This window comes from Enterobacter cloacae complex sp. 382A5, assembly GCF_050031095.1.
In the GTDB taxonomy this organism is placed as follows: domain Bacteria; phylum Pseudomonadota; class Gammaproteobacteria; order Enterobacterales; family Enterobacteriaceae; genus Enterobacter; species Enterobacter cloacae.
Genome location: NZ_JBLGVK010000001.1, coordinates 1,302,065 through 1,318,639 on the forward strand (window position 1 = coordinate 1,302,065; position 16,575 = coordinate 1,318,639).

Here is a 16,575-nt window from a genome sequence, read left to right on the forward strand (position 1 = left end):
GGGTATTATGTTGACCATTCTGCCGCCCGGCTGCAAGGTTCCAGTTTAATCTGACTTTTGCCGCCAACCTGGTTTGACGCTATCCGCTGTTGGGATTTGACTTTATAATCTCAACGACTTGTATTCAGATAAGATATCGCACTGGATTAAGATGAAAACAATCGAAGTTGATGACGAACTCTATCAGTTTATTGCCAGCCAAACGCGGCATATCGGGGAGAGCGCGTCCGACATTTTACGGCGTATGCTTAAAATTTCCGCCGCCTCACCGTCTGCTACCCCAGCCACTAAAGATGTCGTGTCTCAGCCGAGTGTTGTTGCACAAGCAAAACCTGCCGTCGTGCAGGTGAAAGACAAAGTACGTGCGATGCGCGAGCTGCTGCTGTCTGATGAATATGCAGAGCAGAAAAAAGCGGTCAACCGCTTCATGCTGGTGCTGTCTACACTTTATTCACTGGATAACAAGGCGTTTGCTGAAGCGACTGAGTCGCTGCACGGTCGCACGCGCGTCTATTTCGCGGGCGACGAGCAGACGCTGCTGCAAAATGGCAACCAGACCAAACCTAAACATGTCCCTGGCACACCGTACTGGGTCATCACCAATACCAATACGGGCCGCAAGTGCAGCATGGTTGAACACATCATGCAGTCCATGCAGCTCCCGGCGGAATTGATTGAAAAGGTTTGCGGTACAATTTAACCCTTGCATCAGAAGGACCCGGTAATGGCAAATCACAGCCGTGCAGGCCAACCTGCACAACAAAGCGATTTGATTAACGTCGCTCAGCTGACCGCGCAGTATTATGTGCTGAAACCGGTCGTGGGCAACGCAGAACACGCAGTGAAGTTTGGGACATCAGGCCATCGCGGTAGCGCGGCACGCCATAGCTTTAACGAACCGCACATTCTGGCCATTGCTCAGGCCATCGCGGAAGAGCGCGCCAAAAACGGTGTTACCGGTCCGTGCTACGTGGGGAAAGATACTCACGCCCTGTCTGAACCGGCATTCATTTCCGTGCTGGAAGTTCTGGCGGCGAACGGCGTTGATGTAATTGTGCAGGAAAATAACGGTTTCACCCCAACGCCTGCCGTCTCTAACGCTATCCTTGTGCACAACAAAAAAGGTGGCCCACAGGCTGACGGTATCGTTATCACGCCTTCTCACAACCCGCCGGAAGACGGTGGTATCAAATACAACCCACCTAACGGTGGCCCGGCAGATACCAACGTCACCAAAGTGGTGGAAGACCGCGCCAACGCCTTACTGGCCGATGGTCTGAAAGGCGTTAAGCGTATTTCTCTGGATGCGGCCATGGCGTCCGGCCACGTGAAAGAGCAGGATCTGGTGCAGCCGTTCGTGGAGGGGCTGGCGGATATCGTCGATATGGCGGCTATCCAGAAAGCCGGCCTGAAGCTGGGTGTGGATCCGCTGGGCGGCTCTGGTATTGAATACTGGAAACGCATTGCAGAGCATTACAAGCTGGATCTGACCATCGTTAACGATCACGTCGATCAGACCTTCCGCTTTATGCACCTTGATAAAGACGGCGCGATCCGTATGGACTGCTCCTCCGAGTGCGCGATGGCAGGCCTGCTGGCACTGCGTGACAAATTCGATCTGGCCTTCGCCAACGACCCGGATTATGACCGCCACGGTATCGTTACCCCGGCCGGTCTGATGAACCCTAACCACTACCTGGCTGTGGCAATCAACTACTTGTTCCAGCATCGTCCACAGTGGGGCAAAGAGGTGGCTGTTGGTAAAACGCTGGTCTCCTCTGCGATGATCGACCGCGTGGTCGACGCGCTGGGTCGCAAGCTGGTGGAAGTGCCGGTGGGTTTTAAATGGTTTGTTGACGGTCTGCATGACGGCAGCTTCGGCTTTGGTGGTGAAGAGAGCGCAGGGGCATCCTTCCTGCGTTTCGACGGCACACCATGGTCAACCGACAAAGACGGTATCATCATGTGTCTGCTGGCGGCGGAGATCACCGCGGTCACCGGCAAGAACCCGCAGGAACACTACGACGAGCTGGCGGCGCGCTTTGGTGCACCGAGCTACAACCGTATCCAGGCAAGCGCGACCTCCGCACAGAAAGCAGCCCTGTCTAAACTCTCTCCGGAGATGGTCAGTGCCAGCACGCTGGCCGGTGATCCCATCACGGCCCGTCTGACGGCAGCGCCGGGTAACGGTGCCTCTATCGGGGGGCTGAAGGTGATGACCGAAAATGGCTGGTTCGCCGCGCGTCCATCCGGTACGGAAGATGCGTACAAAATCTATTGTGAAAGCTTCCTCGGCGCTGAGCATCGCCAGCAGATTGAGAAAGAAGCGGTAGAGATTGTCAGCGAAGTGCTGAAAAACGCGTAAGTGGTGTTTGGTGCGGGCTGATGCCCTCACCCCGGCCCTCTCCCACAGGGAGAGGGTGAAAACACGAAAAACGGCAACCCTTGGGTTGCCGTTTTGCTTTTACCTAACTATGTTTATTCTTCAATTCAAACCGCGGTGAGACCAGCCCGTACAGCGTCCAGCCCATAAAGGTCACCATCGCACCATAAAGCATCGCCTCCTGGCCGGATGAGTAGAGCGCATAGAAGCTGTAAATCGCCCCAATCAGTGCCACAATATTGGCCGCCCGTGCTTTACGGGGATCGACTTTCGCCACCTTCTGAATGATCACCAGCGCCGCCATCGACAGAATATATGGAATGATATTTGTCACCACCGCCAGGTTGACCAGCACGTTGAACTGGCTGTTCAGCGACGGGCTAATGGTCATCAGCGACAATCCGCTCTGGAAGATGACAATGGCCAGCATGCCCTGCACCGGCGCATCGGCTTTGGTCACGCGGGAGAAGATTTTCGGGAAGTAACCTTCGTCAGCCGAAGATTTAAACACCTGCGCAATGGTGAACTGCCAGCCGAGGAGTGAACCGCAACAGGACATGACCATCAGCCCCATGATCACTTTCCCGACTTCCGGGGTGAACATCTGCGCGAAGGCCAGCCCAAACGGCGCCGTGGAGTTAGCCAAATCCATGTTCGGTACGATACCGGCAATAACGTTAGTGGAGACGATATAGATCACCGCCGCGCCCAACGTTCCGCCAAGAACGGCAATCGGGACGTTCTTTTCCGGGTTCTCTACCACTTCCGCATTAGCACAGGCAGATTCCAGACCGAGGAAGGCCCATAACGTCATGGCGATAGAGGACCCCACAGCGGAAAAGAACGGCACATGGTGCGGGTTCCAGGAGTTCGCGTACAGGGTCGGACTGAACCAGAACCAGCCGATGATGCACAGCCCCACAACCGGGATAATCACGCCCCAGACGGTGATGCTACTCAGCTGGCCGGTGATGCGCGCGCCGCCAAAGTTGGCCACGGTGCAGATCCACAGTACGCCGATGGTCGCCAGCCCAATTTGCACCGGGCTGAGCGTGGCACCAAACAGCTCCGTACCGTAACCCACGGCGGAGATGGCAATCGCCACGTTGGCGATCAGCAGCGACACGCCATAGGTGTAGTTAGCCATAAAGTTGCCAGATTTGCCGAAGGCGTATTCGGCGTAGCCGCCCATCCCGCCTGACTTACGGCTGAACATTCCGCATTTGGCAAATGCCCATGCCAGCGCCATGGAGCCGACCGCGGTTACCAGCCAGGAGATAATCGAAATGGTACCCACCTCGGCAAGTTTGGTGGGCAGCATAATAATCCCTGACCCCATCATGTTGACCATGGTGAGGATGGTCAGCTGCACCACGCCCATCTTGTTGGACTTACTCATAATTTTTCTCCTTTCAGCAGCGCGGGCTGAGCGGCGGGTTGTTTGATGACGTTACAGCGAACCTGTTTGCGTCCGTCACACTCCTCGACGTACACACCCTGCAGTTCCGGTGCGAAGCCCGGTAAAAGGTTGATACCCTCTTCCAGCGCGGCAAAGTAGCGCAGGACGGAGCCTCCCCAGACTTCACCCGGAACCACGCACAGCACGCCTGGTGGGTAAGGCAGGGCGCCTTCGGCGGCAATACGGCCTTCCGCATCACGCAGCGAGACCAGTTCAACCTCACCACGCAGATACGCATAGTTTGCGTCCTGCGGGTTCATCATCACGCGAGGGAAGTGAGACTTGCGGAACATCTCTTTTTGCAGCTGTTTCACGTTATGGCGGGCGTACAGTTCATGCATCTCCTGGCATATCTGGCGCAGGGTATAACCGGCGTAGCGTTCCGGGTATTGCTTACAGATAGACGGAAGCACCTCTTTTAATGGCGCATCGGTCTGAAGCAGTTTTTCGAAACGCACCAGCTGCGCCACCAGCTGCTGCAGCTTGCCCATATCTTCCGCAGGGGTCAGCAGGAACAGGATCGAGTTGAGATCGCATTTCTCCGGCACGATGCTGTTTTCACGCAGGAAGTTAGCCAGGATGGTGGCGGGCACGCCGAAATCCTCATACTCGCCGGTACGGGCGTTGATGCCCGGCGTGGTCAACAGCAGTTTGCACGGGTCGATAAAGTATTGATGCTCGGCATACCCTTCAAAAGCGTGCCAGTTTTCACCCGGCACAAAGTGGAAGAAGCGCAGGTCGGTGGCAATTTCAGCCGTGTCCCAGCTTTCCCACGGACGGCCATCTACCAGCTCCGGCACGAACGGGCGAATAAACTGGCAGTTCTCCAGGATCAGCTTGCGTGCTTCAATGCCGGTAACCACGCAGTCCATCCACATATTGCGGCCACTCTGCCCCTCGTGCATGCGGGCGTTGATATCCAGTGCGGCAAACAGGGGGTAGAACGGGCTGGTGGAGGCGTGCATCATAAAGGCGTTATTCAGGCGCTTGTGCGGTACATAGCGCGGTTGGCCTTTAATATGGCGGTCTTTCTTGTGAATTTGCGAGGTCTGCGAAAAACCCGCCTGCTGTTTATGGACTGACTGCGTAACCAGAATCCCCGGATCGTTTTCGTTCAGCTCCAGCAGCAGCGGAGAGCAGTCGGCCATCATCGGAATAAATTGCTCGTAGCCCACCCAGGCAGAATCAAACAGGATGTAGTCGCACAGGTGACCAATTTTATCGACGACCTGCCGGGCGTTATAAATGGTGCCATCGTAGGTGCCCAGCTGGATCACCGCCAGACGGAACGGACGTTCGTCACGCGCACGACCCGGCGCCACTTCCGATACCAGCTCGCGCAGGTAGCTCTCCTCAAAGCAGTGGGCATCAATGCCACCAATAAAGCCGTACGGGTTGCGCGCCGTTTCCAGATAGACCGGCGTGGCACCCGCCTGAAGCAGGGCTCCGTGGTGGTTGGATTTATGGTTATTACGATCGAACAGCACCAGGTCGCCGGGGGTGAGCAGGGCGTTTAGCACCACTTTGTTGGATGATGAGGTACCGTTCAGCACAAAGTAGGTTTTATCCGCATTAAACACTTTCGCCGCGTGTTGCTGGGCAATGCACGGCGCGCCTTCATGAATCAGCAGATCCCCCATGGCCACGTCGGCGTTGCACAGATCGGAGCGGAAAAGCGTTTCGCCGAAGAAATCGACAAATTGATTACCGGCAGGATGACGGCGGAAAAATTGCCCACCCTGATGCCCCGGACAATCGAATGCGCTGTTGCCCTGATTCACGTAGTCGACCAGTGCGCGGAAAAACGGGGGGCGTAGCTGGGTTTCGTACTTCTGCGCGGCCGCTTCCAGTTGACGTCCGTAAAAGTCGTTACTGGTCTCTGAACACTCAAACACACCGTGGATGCGCGATAAATATTCAGCCGGAATGAACTCTTCTTTATGTGTCGCAATAAATACGGGAATACCAAACCCGGTAGCTTCTATTTCTTCCAGAGTGCCACTGGAAATATCGCTCACGGCCAGAACAATGGCGGCGACGTCAATATAATCAGAGGTGCTGACATCTACCAGTTCACGGTGAGTGGTAAAGCAATCAGGGCATGCACGGCTGGCTGCAATTTTTAAACTTTTCATCTTTCTCTCTTTATTTAAGGCAATATTCGTCCCTCGATTTCTCGCAAGAAAGAAATCGATAATGTCCGGAAATAAAAGCAAAGTGTGGCCGCTGATAAAAAATCAGTAAGTTGCTTTTTAATGAATGAGATTCAGTCCGCCCGGCTGCGGATAAGTCTGAATTAAATTGAATGAACGCACGCCTTCACAGGCAACGGCCTGTAAAATAGAGTTTTTTTCAGGTTAACCTGCAAGCGGGTGCGCCAGAAGTCGAAGGACTACCGGGCATTAAAGAGATGGAAGTCAAAGCAGTTTCGGTGGGCAAACATCATGATATGTGTTGTCCGCCTTATATGGGGCATCAAGCGATTATTGTTTTCCATGTTTCATTTTCCTTTCAGTAATTGAAAGCATGGTCATTTTATCCAGGAAAAAGCGATTAACTGTGAATCAGATCACCCTTAACCGATCAAATCAGAAATAATTATTCGTTTTCGATGAATATCGCAGATCAAAACACTGATTTGTTGGCGGTGCGTTAACGGATTGTGTTGTTTCTGTTTTGAATGAGCGAAAATAAGCCAAAATTATCGCTTATGGCTTATTTAAACGGAATTATGTGGGTGGGTTTGTTTTTATTGGAAATAAAATTGAATAGTTATTCAAAGCATAAACCGATAACCGATACCGGTTTCAGTTAATAAATGGCGAGGACGTGCGGGGTCGGTTTCAAGTTTCTGGCGCAGGTGGCCCATATATATGCGTAAATAGTGACTATGTTCCACGGCGTTGGGTCCCCACACCTGAGCCAGCAGCTGACGTTGGGTCAGCACCTTACCGTGGTTGTTGAGCAAAACCGCAAGCAGGCGGAACTCTATCGGCGTGAGATGGATCTCCTCTTCACCGCGCACAATACGTCGCGAAGCGAGATCAACGTGCACATCACCGAAAGTATACGTTGGGTCGGCAGGCGTGGCGGCACCGTGGCGACGCAGCGCCACACGAAGGCGAGCCTGTAACTCACCAATCCCAAAAGGTTTAATAAGATAGTCGTCCGCCCCGGCATCCAGCGCGGCGATTTTATCCGACTCTTCGGTGCGTGCAGAGAGCACCAGAATGGGCATCTGGCTCCACTGGCGCACCTCGCGAATAAAATCGATACCGTCGCCATCCGGCAAACCGAGATCGAGGATCACCAGGTCCGGCTTGCGGGTAGCGGCTTCAATCAACCCGCGCTGGAGCGTACCGGCATCATGAACGCGCAGACCGTCACCTTCCAGCGCAGCGCGCAGAAACCGGCTAATGGCGAGTTCATCTTCTACAATCAGGACGTTGATCACAAATCCTCTGGTAATTCATCAAGTTCTGGCGGGATGTCCAGAGGAAGTGTAACACAAAAACGTGCGCCTCCTTCCGGGCGGTTCTCTGCCGAAATGGTGCCGCCATGGACGTCAATAATGGCCTGGCAGATCGCCAGACCCAGCCCAACCCCCGGAATGGCAGACTCTTTATTGCCCCGCGAGAATTTTTCGAATATCGCTTTTTCCTGCCCGGCAGGAATACCGGGCCCAGTGTCCCAGACGTCGAGCCGCAGGGTGTGATCTTCCACCGAAGCATTCACCCCAATTTGCGCGTGTGCTCCGGCATATTTACCCGCATTTTCCAGCAGATTAATTAACACCCGCTCAAACAGCGGGCCATCAACGTGAATTAATGTCAGGGGATCGGGCATGTTCAGGGCGATATGCCGTCCGCCGAGACCGGGCTCCAGCATTTTCAGCGCGCTTCCTACCACTTCCTCAAGCGTGAGCCACTCTTTTTTGAGGTTGAACCCGCCAGACTGTATCCGCGCCATATCGAGCAGGTTATTCACCAGTCGCGTGGTGTTCAGCACGTGCTGGCGGATCTCGCTGGCCTGCAGGGCGTGTTTTGAACCTTCCGCCGCCAGATCCAGGGTCAGAATTTCCGACTGGCCAAACAGCACGGTGAGAGGCGTGCGAAGATCGTGTGAGAGCGCTGCCAGCAGCGAGTTGCGAATGCTTTCGCGCTCGCTTGCCAGCCGGGCCTGTTCTTCGCTGGCCGTCAGCGCCAGCCGCTCCAGGGCGCTGGCAACCAGCAACGTAAAGGTCTCGAGCAGCCTCTGCTGCTCAGGGATCATCAGCTGGCGCAGATTAGAAGGCTCGACGATGACCAGCCCCTGATTTTTATCTGCACTGCGCAGCGGCAGGATCTGATACGGCACGCCGGGGAGGGTGTCTGTCCCTGCGCCTGCCGGTAACCCTTTATCGAAGCTCCAGCGTGCAATGGCCTCATCCCACGGCGTCATGCCCGTGGCCGACGTCAGCGGGCGCAGCTTACCGTGCTCATCCGGGAGTAAAATCAGGTTGCTGGCGTTAAATGTCGAGCGGATAAACTGCTCGCTGGTCTGGACGATATCCAGCGGCGTGCGGCCCACCGCCAGCGATTTAGACATCTCGTATAAATGTCGGGTGCGCTGTTCACGATAGCGGGCGATACGCGCCTGATAGCGAACGCCTGCTGTCAGATTCCCGATCACCAGCCCGACGGTGAGCATGACGGCAAACGTGAGGACGTACTGTACATCCGAGACGGCAAGCGTTCCGCGCGGGTCGATAAAGAAGAGATCGAAGCTGATGACGTTAATCACCGTTGCCAGGACTGACGGCCAGCGCCCGTAAAAGAGCGCCACCACCACCACGCCGAGCAGGTAGATCATCACCAGGTTGGCGGCATCAAACGCAATCAGCCACTGGCTGGCAATAAAGGTAATCAGGGCGCAAAGCACGACGGCGACAAGGCAACCGCGAAGCTGGATGCGCCATTTATCGGTGAACGTGCGGCTGTCTGGCGCACGGTTGGGTAACGGCGTGGGTTTGTCGTCCAGCGCCACGACCACCAGATCCAGGTCGGGTGCACGCCGGGCCAGCTTGTCGGCAAACGATTCGCGGCTAAACCAGCGCCGGTGCTGGCGACGGCCAATGACAATTTTGCCCAGGTTGTGCTCACGCGCGTAGCGCAGAATGGCTTTATCTTCCTGCGGATCGGAGAGGGTCGCGGTTTCCGCCCCCAGCTCCTGCGCCAGGCGCAGCGAACTCAGGATCGCGCGACGCTGGTTTTCTGGCAGGGCGTGAAGCTGCGGTGTTTCGACATACACCGCGTGCCAGACGCTGCCAAATTTCGCAGCCAGCCGGGCGGCGGTACGGACAAGCTTTTCATTGCCGCTACTGTGACCAATGCACAGCAGGATGGCATCCCGCGTATGCCAGACGCGTTCCTGTCCTTGCAGATCGCGCCAGGCACGCATCTGGTCATCCACGCGATCGGCGGTGCGGCGCAGGGCCAGTTCGCGCAGGGCAATCAGGTTGCCTTTACGAAAGAAGTGTTCGATAGCGCGTTCGGCCTGGCCTGCAATATAGACTTTCCCTTCATGCAGGCGCTGGCGCAGATCGTCTGGCGGCAGGTCCACCAGCACCACTTCATCAGCGGAGTCAAAGAACGGATCCGGCACCGTTTCGCGCACCTGAATGCCGGTCACGCCGCTGACCACGTCGTTCAGGCTTTCAAGATGCTGAACATTCACCGTAGTGAAGACGTCAATCCCGGCTTCAAGTAACTCTTCTACGTCCTGCCAGCGTTTGGGGTGGCGCGAGCCTGGCGCATTGCTGTGCGCCAGTTCGTCCATCAGAATAAGGGCGGGGCGGCGGGCGAGGGCGGCGTCGAGATCAAACTCCGTCACCAGCCTGCCACGATGGCTGATACGGCGAGGAGGCTGCGTGGCCAGCCCCTTTAACAACGCCGCGGTCTCTTTACGGCCGTGGGTTTCCACCACGCCGATCAGAATATCGAGCCCCTGAGCCCGAAGCCGCTGAGCTTCTGTCAGCATGGCGAAGGTTTTCCCGACGCCCGCGCAGGCACCGAAGAAAATTTTCAGCTTGCCGCGATGGGCTTCAGCTGTCTGTTCCAGCAGCCTGTCAGGATCCGGGCGCAAGGGCTCGTCGGTCATTTAGTTATTCCTTAGCGCGTCCAGCGCCAGATTCAGCTCAACAATATTTACTACCGGCATGCCAATGAAACTGACCAGCGGCTTTTGCGTGTGCGCTGCCACCAGCTGGCTGACCTGCTCGACGCTCAGATGACGGGCAGCGGCGACGCGCGGTATCTGCCAGGCCACCGCTTCAGGCGTCAGGCTGTAGTCCAGCCCACTGGCGGAGGCGGTCACCAGTTCCACTGGAATCTCCCGGCTGGCCTGCGGGTTGGCGCTGCGCAGGGCCGCCACACGCTCAGCGATGGCTTTGTTCAGTTCAGGATTACTGCCCGCCAGGTTGCTCCCGCCGGATGCCATCGGATTATACGGGCTATCGGCGGTAGCGGAAGGGCGTCCCTGAAAGTACCGGGCGTCCGTAAAGTTTTGACCAATCAGGCGGGAGCCGCGGTTTTCACCCTGCTGTATGATCAGCGAGCCATTGGCCTGATCCTTGAACCACCACTGGCCCAGCGCGGTGGTCAGCAGCGGGTAAAGCCCACCGGTAATGAGAGACAGCAGAATAAACAGAAGTATAGCGGGACGTAACATCGTCATTTGATTCACCTTTTAAACCAGCCCGAACAGCGTTAACAGCAGGTCGATAGCTTTAATCCCGATAAAGGGCACCAGCAGCCCGCCCAGCCCGTAAATCCACAGGTTACGGCGCAGCATGGCAGCAGCCGTCAGCGGTTTATAGCTCACCCCTTTCAGCGCCAGCGGGATCAGGAAGACAATAATCAGGGCGTTGAAAATCACCGCACTGAGAATGGCCGAAGACGGGGAGTGCAGATGCATCACGTTCAGCGCGTTTAGCTGCGGATAGGTGGCCGCGAACGCCGCGGGAATAATGGCGAAATACTTCGCCACGTCATTGGCGATACTGAACGTGGTCAATGACCCGCGCGTCATCAGCATCTGTTTACCGATATGCACCACTTCAATCAGCTTGGTCGGGTTAGAGTCAAGGTCGACCATGTTGCCCGCCTCTTTTGCCGCCTGGGTACCGGAGTTCATCGCCACCGCCACGTCGGCCTGTGCGAGGGCAGGGGCGTCGTTGGTGCCGTCACCGGTCATCGCGACCAGACGACCTTCCGCCTGGTACTGACGGATCAACGCCAGCTTGGCTTCCGGTGTGGCTTCCGAGAGGAAATCATCCACGCCCGCTTCTGCGGCAATCGCGGCGGCAGTCAGCCGGTTATCCCCGGTGATCATCACCGTTTTAATCCCCATTTTACGCAACTGGGCGAAACGCTCTTTAATGCCGCCTTTGACGATGTCCTTCAGCGCAATCACCCCCAGCACATTCGCCCCTTCGGCTACGACCAGCGGTGTGGCCCCCTGGCGAGCAACGCTCTCAACCAGATTGTCCACTTCCGGTGGAAAATGGCCGTTGTTGGCTTCAATGTGGCGACGAATGGCATCAACGGAACCTTTACGGATCATGCGCTCCTGAATGTTGATACCGCTCATTCGGGTTTGTGCCGTGAAGGGGACAAAAGTGGCGTGCAGGCTCTGCACATCACGCTGGCGCAGATTAAAGCGCTGTTTCGCCAGAATAACGATGCTGCGGCCTTCCGGCGTTTCATCGGCAAGAGACGAGAGCTGGGCGGCATCGGCCAGCGTTTTTTCATCCACGCCCGGGGCAGGTAAAAACTCGGAGGCCTGGCGGTTGCCGAGGGTGATGGTCCCGGTTTTATCCAGCAGCAGCACATCCACGTCACCGGCGGCCTCTACGGCGCGTCCGCTGGTGGCGATAACGTTCGCGCCCAGCATGCGGCTCATACCCGCCACACCAATAGCGGAGAGCAGGCCGCCGATGGTGGTTGGGATCAGGCAGACCAGCAGCGCCACCAGCACGGTGATGCTGACCGCGGTGCCCGCGTAGCTGGAGAAGGGCCACAGCGTGGCGGTAGCCAACAGGAAGACGATGGTCAGCGCCACCAGCAGAATGGTGAGGGCAATTTCGTTGGGTGTTTTACGACGCTGCGCGCCTTCTACCATGGCGATCATCCGGTCGAGGAAGGTTTCACCCGGGTTGACGCTGCACTGGATCACCAGCCAGTCGGAGAGAATACGCGTCCCGCCCGTGACCGAGGCGAAGTCACCGCCAGATTCACGAATGACCGGCGCGGATTCCCCGGTAATGGCGCTCTCGTCTACCGAGGCGCCCCCTTCAATGACTTCGCCATCACAGGGGATGATGTCACCGGCTTCCACCAGCACCACATCGCCTTTACGCAGCTCATCTGCCGGCACGTGGTCCATCTGCGCGCCGTATTTTGGCTCACGTAATTTACGTGCGAAGGCGGTCTTTTTTACCCCTTTCAGGCTGTTGGCCTGCGCTTTACTGCGGCCTTCCGCCAGCGCCTCGGCAAAGTTGGCAAACAGCACGGTAAACCACAGCCACAGGCTGATGGCTCCGGTGAACATGGCGTTGCCCGGGAGGTGACCCGTTCCCATGGCAAGCGCCAGGACGGTAGTCAGCACGCTGCCTGCCCAGACGATAAACATCACCGGGTTGTGCCACTGTACGCGCGGGCTCAGCTTTTTCACCGCATCCATGAGGGCCTGACGAACTAACGACGGTTCGAACAGGGCCAGTTGTTTACGACTCATGACAATTCTCCGCAAAATCAGCGTAAAGAGAGGGTTTCCGCGACCGGGCCTAACGCGAGGGCGGGGATAAAGGTCAGGGCGCCTACCAGCAACACGGTGCCGGTCAGCAGGCCAATAAACAGCGCACCGTGTGTCGGTAATGTGCCGGTGGTGGTCGGTTGGATTTTTTTATTTACCAGCGATCCGGCGATGGCCATCACCGGCACAATCACGCCGAAGCGGCCGACAAACATGCAGAATGCCAGCAGACAGTTCCAGAAAGGCGAGTTGGCACTTAAGCCTGCAAAGGCGCTGCCGTTGTTGTTCGCCGCAGACGAGACGGCGTAGAGCACTTCACTAAAGCCATGGATACCCGGGTTAAAGATGCCGCTGCGGCCGGCTTCGGTCATCAGTGCCAGCGCGGTGCCGAGCAGCACGAGGGCAGGCGTGACCAGAATGGCCAGCGCGGTTAATTTCATTTCCCGGACGTCGATTTTTTTGCCCAGGTATTCCGGGGTACGGCCAATCATCAGACCGGCGATAAACACCGCCAGCAGCACAAACAGCAGCATGCCGTAAAGACCAGAGCCCACGCCGCCAAACACCACTTCGCCAATCTGCAACAGCCACATTGGGATCATGCCACCCAGTGCCGTAAAGGAGTCATGCATGGCGTTAACCGCCCCGCACGAGGCTGCGGTGGTAACCACGGCAAACAAACTGCTGGACAGGATGCCAAAGCGACTCTCTTTCCCTTCCATGTTGATCGCGCTGTCAGCGCCCAGCGTCAGGAAATGCGGATTACCTTTCCATTCCGCCCACATCACCAGCGCGACGCAGACCACGAAGATCAGAGACATGGTCCACAGAAGGGTGCGTCCCTGACGGCGGTCGTTGACCACATCGCCAAAGGCAAAACAGAGCGCGGCGGGGATCAGGAAGATCGCCAGCATTTCGACAAAGTTGGTCAGCGCTGTTGGGTTTTCAAACGGATGCGACGAGTTGGCGTTGAAGAAGCCACCGCCGTTAGTCCCGAGCATCTTAATGGCTTCCTGCGAGGCCACCGGCCCCATAGGCAAAAGCTGTTTTGCCCCTTCCAGAGAGGTATACGGCGCGTAAGGCAGCAGGTTTTGCAGGGTACCTTGCTGAATAAAGAACAGCGCGATAATGAGGGCAACCGGGAGCAGTATCCACAGCGTGATGCGTGTCAGATCGACCCATGCGTTGCCCAGCGTGCTGATATTTTGACGCGCAAAGGCACGCGTGAGCGCGAAGATCACCGCAATACCGGTGGCAGCAGAGAGGAAGTTTTGCACGGTTAACCCGGCCATCTGGCTAAAGTAGCTCAGCGTGGTTTCCCCGGCATAGGACTGCCAGTTGGTATTAGTGACAAAGCTGACTGCCGTGTTCAGCGCCAGATGCCAGGACAGACCCGGCAACTGCTGTGGATTGAGCGGTAAGCTCCCCTGCAGCATCAGCATGCTGAAGAGGACGATGAGGCCGACAATATTCAGCAGCAGGATCGCCATCAGATACTGGCGCCAGTTCATTTCCCCCTCCCGAATGCCCAGGACGCGCCAGATCCCTTTTTCAACGCGACCTGCCACTGGCAGCGCCACGTTGTTAATCATCCTTGCCAGCACTGTTCCCAGCGGTCTTGCCAGCAGGAACAACACCCCTAAAAAACTGGCAATAAGCAAAAACGCCTGAGCAGCCATCAGAATGCCTCCGCATTAATCAGGGCATAAACCAGATAACCCAATAACAGGAATACCAGCACGATGCCGGCAATAAGGCCTGCACTCACAATCCACCTCCGGGTGACATTTGTATTTGTGCTAACGGTAGGATTTATGGCGCAAAGATTTCGCAAAAATCAGGACGAGGGGTGTAAAAAAAGTATAAAAATGGCAAAGCCCACAATTTAACTATTGATAAGTAAATCGTTAACTTTTTTGTAACTTAATTACGGTGTGAATGTAAATTTTGGCTAAACGGCTAAAAATAAGTGGTCGGATGAGTAGTAAAATTACAAACAAAGCGATATTATTTTAGCCAGGTCACAGTTTTTGAATTTTCCGGAGTCAGTTTCCGGCCAACTACAGGGGAGAAAAATATGGATCTTTATAAAGAGTATCCGGCTCATATCGTGTTCATGCGTCGCGCTTTCGCCGTAGTGGCTGGCGTGCTGGCCCTGCCGGTGATGTTGTTCTGGAAAGATCGCGCACGTTTTTACAGCTATCTGCACCGCGTCTGGGCAAAAACCAGCGAGAAGCCGGTATGGATGGATCAGGCCGAAAAAGCGACCTGTGATTTCTACTGATAAAAAAGACTACACACAGCAATAAACAAACCGCCTACAGCAATGTGGCGGTTTTTTTGTCCCTCCTGATTCGCGGTTCGTTGGGTGGTTTTCAGGCATAACTTCTTATTCTGAGTCATCAACAGCCACTACCTTATTTCATCCTGTCTACACTTCATGGCAAAGTAGTTCAATGCGTGCCTTTTTCGTTTTACGGCATGCCCTTACGGACATAATGGACAATTGCCTGGAGTTTTATGCCCACCCATCTGGTTTGGTTTCGCGCGGATCTGCGCCTGCATGACAACATCGCCCTGGCGGCGGCCTGTCGCTCTGAACACGCCCGCGTGCTGGCGCTGTTTATCGCTACTCCCGGACAGTGGCAGCAGCATGATATGGCCCCCCGACAAGCCGCTTATCTCTGTTCGCATCTGAATGCCCTGCAACGTTCGCTGGCGGAAAAAGGCATTCCGTTGATTTACAAAGAGGTCAGCGATTTTACCGCTCAGCTCAGCGCGGTACAGGAGGTGTGTCAGCAGAACGACGTTACGCATCTTTTTTACAACTACCAGTACGAATTCAATGAACAGCAGCGCGATCGCGAGCTTGAGCGCATCCTCGGGGATGTAGAGTGTCAGGGATTTGATGACAGCGTCATGCTGGCGCCGGGCAGCGTGATGACCGGCAATCGCGAGATGTATAAGGTCTTTACGCCGTTTAAAAATGCATTTATCAAACGGCTGAAAGAGGCGTTGCCGGAGTGTGTTGCCGCGCCGTCTGCGCGAGGGGAGTGTGTAAACGACCTGCCTGAACTGACGTTTGACTATCCGCAACAGGCGTATGACCACTCTTTATTCCCGGCTGATGAAAAAGCGGCAATCGCGCAGCTGCGCCAGTTCTGTAAAACGGGGGCGGCCGCTTACGAGGCACGCCGGGATTTCCCCGCCATTGAAGGTACCAGCCGGTTGTCGGCCTGTTTAGCGCTGGGCGTGCTTTCTCCGCGCCAGTGTTTACACCGTCTTCTGGCAGAGCAGCCCCAGGCGCTGGAGGGGGGCGCTGGTTCGGTATGGCTTAACGAGCTTATCTGGCGCGAATTCTATCGTCATCTGATGACGTATCACCCTGAATTATGTAAACATCGTCCTTTCATTCGCTGGACCGAAAATGTGCAGTGGCAGCAAAACGAGACGCTGCTGCAGGCCTGGCAAAAGGGTGAAACCGGCTACCCGATTGTGGACGCCGCGATGCGCCAGCTGAATGAAACCGGATGGATGCATAACCGCCTGCGGATGATTACCGCCAGCTTCCTGGTGAAAGATCTGCTTATCGACTGGCGTGTCGGGGAGCGGTATTTTATTTCTCAGCTGATCGATGGCGATCTCGCGGCGAATAACGGCGGCTGGCAATGGGCGGCCTCGACCGGAACCGATGCGGCACCTTACTTCCGGATTTTTAATCCCACCACGCAGGGACAAAAATTTGATGCGGACGGGACGTTTATCCGCCACTGGTTGCCTGCGCTGAAAGCGGTTCCCGCTAAGGCGATCCACGACCCGTGGGCATGGGCGGACAAACAGGGCGTAACGCTCGATTATCCTCGTCCGATTGTTGAACATAAACAGGCGCGCGTCGCCACGCTGGCGGCGTACGAAGCGGCCCGCAAAGCGTAAGAGAGTC

At 56.0% G+C, this 16,575-nt stretch carries 13 protein-coding genes; 4 read left to right on the forward strand and 9 right to left on the reverse strand.

Features of this window, described 5'->3' with window-relative positions:
• The first annotated feature begins 151 nt into the window (after positions 1–151).
• Together seqA and pgm are read left to right on the forward strand one after the other, a co-directional pair.
• A complete protein-coding gene (gene seqA / locus ACQG2G_RS06155; RefSeq protein WP_335251229.1) occupies positions 152–700 on the forward strand; it encodes a replication initiation negative regulator SeqA in 549 nt (182 codons plus the stop codon).
• Positions 701–724: 24 nt separating this feature from the next.
• Positions 725–2,365, forward strand: a complete 1,641-nt coding sequence (gene pgm, locus ACQG2G_RS06160; protein ID WP_013097560.1) for a phosphoglucomutase (alpha-D-glucose-1,6-bisphosphate-dependent) — start codon at positions 725–727, stop codon at positions 2,363–2,365.
• Between the two features lie 103 nt (positions 2,366–2,468).
• Here pgm and potE read toward each other — a convergent pair whose 3' ends face one another.
• The 9 genes from potE to kdpF all read right to left on the reverse strand — a co-directional run bounded on the left by potE (position 2,469) and on the right by kdpF (position 14,403).
• Positions 2,469–3,782, reverse strand: a complete 1,314-nt coding sequence (gene potE, locus ACQG2G_RS06165) for a putrescine-ornithine antiporter (RefSeq protein ID WP_013097559.1) — start codon at positions 3,780–3,782, stop codon at positions 2,469–2,471.
• The gene (gene speF, locus ACQG2G_RS06170) at positions 3,779–5,977 is read right to left on the reverse strand and encodes an ornithine decarboxylase SpeF (RefSeq protein ID WP_029883013.1); all 2,199 of its coding nucleotides are present in this window, start codon (positions 5,975–5,977) and stop codon (positions 3,779–3,781) included. Before speF ends, potE begins: the two co-directional genes overlap by 4 nt.
• A 257-nt stretch (positions 5,978–6,234) precedes the next feature.
• Positions 6,235–6,339: a leader peptide SpeFL gene (speFL, locus tag ACQG2G_RS06175; RefSeq protein ID WP_003858645.1), complete on the reverse strand. Its 105-nt coding sequence runs from the start codon at positions 6,337–6,339 to the stop codon at positions 6,235–6,237.
• Positions 6,340–6,618: 279 nt separating this feature from the next.
• Positions 6,619–7,296, reverse strand: a complete 678-nt coding sequence (kdpE, locus tag ACQG2G_RS06180) for a two-component system response regulator KdpE (protein ID WP_013097557.1) — start codon at positions 7,294–7,296, stop codon at positions 6,619–6,621.
• Positions 7,293–9,980 (reverse strand): two-component system sensor histidine kinase KdpD, encoded by a 2,688-nt coding sequence (gene kdpD / locus ACQG2G_RS06185; RefSeq protein WP_061771579.1) that lies wholly within the window; start codon positions 9,978–9,980, stop codon positions 7,293–7,295. Before kdpD ends, kdpE begins: the two co-directional genes overlap by 4 nt.
• Positions 9,981–10,556 carry a potassium-transporting ATPase subunit KdpC gene (kdpC, locus tag ACQG2G_RS06190; RefSeq protein WP_038986108.1) on the reverse strand — a complete coding sequence of 192 codons (576 nt, stop codon included), beginning with the start codon at positions 10,554–10,556 and terminating at the stop codon, positions 9,981–9,983.
• Between the two features lie 12 nt (positions 10,557–10,568).
• Entirely contained in the window at positions 10,569–12,617 is a 2,049-nt protein-coding gene (gene kdpB / locus ACQG2G_RS06195) for a potassium-transporting ATPase subunit KdpB (protein ID WP_057071714.1), read from the reverse strand.
• Between the two features lie 17 nt (positions 12,618–12,634).
• Positions 12,635–14,314 (reverse strand): potassium-transporting ATPase subunit KdpA, encoded by a 1,680-nt coding sequence (gene kdpA, locus ACQG2G_RS06200; protein ID WP_061772646.1) that lies wholly within the window; start codon positions 14,312–14,314, stop codon positions 12,635–12,637.
• Positions 14,314–14,403, reverse strand: a complete 90-nt coding sequence (gene kdpF / locus ACQG2G_RS06205; RefSeq protein ID WP_014069365.1) for a K(+)-transporting ATPase subunit F — start codon at positions 14,401–14,403, stop codon at positions 14,314–14,316. Before kdpF ends, kdpA begins: the two co-directional genes overlap by 1 nt.
• Before the next feature lie 309 nt (positions 14,404–14,712).
• Here kdpF and ACQG2G_RS06210 point away from each other — a divergent pair, with 309 nt between their 5' ends.
• Together ACQG2G_RS06210 and phrB are read left to right on the forward strand one after the other, a co-directional pair.
• On the forward strand, positions 14,713–14,919 hold the full coding sequence (locus tag ACQG2G_RS06210; RefSeq protein WP_013097552.1) for a YbfA family protein: 207 nt from the start codon (positions 14,713–14,715) through the stop codon (positions 14,917–14,919).
• Positions 14,920–15,155: 236 nt separating this feature from the next.
• Positions 15,156–16,568 carry a deoxyribodipyrimidine photo-lyase gene (gene phrB, locus ACQG2G_RS06215; RefSeq protein ID WP_057071715.1) on the forward strand — a complete coding sequence of 471 codons (1,413 nt, stop codon included), beginning with the start codon at positions 15,156–15,158 and terminating at the stop codon, positions 16,566–16,568.
• The last annotated feature ends 7 nt before the right edge of the window (positions 16,569–16,575 follow it).